Source organism: Paratractidigestivibacter sp., from assembly GCF_052362415.1.
GTDB lineage: Bacteria > Actinomycetota > Coriobacteriia > Coriobacteriales > Atopobiaceae > Paratractidigestivibacter.
In genome coordinates this window covers 10,519-11,386 of record NZ_DAWEMK010000054.1, presented here as the reverse complement: position 1 = coordinate 11,386, position 868 = coordinate 10,519, and the positions used below count along the sequence as shown (strand labels likewise).

Annotated in this window: 2 protein-coding genes; both read right to left on the bottom strand. The window is 66.4% G+C overall.

The genetic code is table 11. The annotated features are described in order from the left end of the window. Nucleotides 1-197 (bottom strand): ATP-binding cassette domain-containing protein (locus tag ACT84W_RS06630; RefSeq protein WP_444328630.1); only part of this gene is annotated, 197 nt, incomplete at its 3' end. After that, nucleotides 194-868, bottom strand: a 675-nt coding sequence (gene pstA, locus ACT84W_RS06625) for a phosphate ABC transporter permease PstA (protein ID WP_444328629.1), incomplete at its 5' end; no start/stop codon positions are given. The genes ACT84W_RS06630 and pstA, both read right to left, overlap by 4 nt.

The following is an 868-nucleotide window of genomic DNA, read 5'->3' as shown; positions in this document are numbered from 1 at the left end:
GTCGACTTGCCGCAGCCCGAGGGGCCGATGAGCGCGGTGACCTTGCCCGCATCGAACGTGAGGCTCGTGGGGTGCAGAGCCTCCTTGGTGTAGTTGTACTTGACGGTGACGTCGTGGGTCTCGAGCAGGTGCTTCGAGGCGACCGTGGGCGCGGCGGGAGTGCCGGCGGGGATGTCGTTTCTCATTATCTCGCTCATTCGCTCGTCATCTTCTTTGCCAGGGCCTTGCCGAGGAAGCGCGCAAGCACGTTGAAGAGAAGCACGCAGATCAGAAGGACCGCGGCGGTGCCCCAGACGATCACGTCGTTACCGGGGGACGGCTCCATCTTGAGCTTCCAGATGTGCACGGCGAGGGTCTCGGCCGGGCGGAAGATGTTCCAGGGGTTGCGCGGGCTCGAGAGGTTCACGCTCGCGAAGTTGATGTTCACCGCGGCGGAGCCGGAGGTGAAGATCAGGGCAGCGGCCTCGCCGAACACGCGGCCGGCCGAGATGACGACGCCGGTGACGATGGCGGGCATGGCGGCGGGAAGCAGCACGTACAGGGTCGTCTCCCAGCGGGTGAGGCCCATGGCGAGGCCGGCGTCGCGCTGGCTGCGCGGGACGTCCTCGAGAGCCTGCTGGATGACGCGGACGAGGATCGGGATGTTGAACATCGTGAGCGCCATCGCGCCGGCGAGGATGGAGATGCCCCAGCCGAGGGTGACGACGAAGAACAGCGAGCCGAACATGCCGACGACGATGGAGGGCAGCGAGCTCAGGGTCTCGATGGCCGTGGAGGCGGCCTTGGTCACCCAGTTGTCCGGCGCATACTCGACGAGGAAGATCGCGGCGCCGAGGCTGATGGGCACGCTGATGAGCAGCGTGATCAC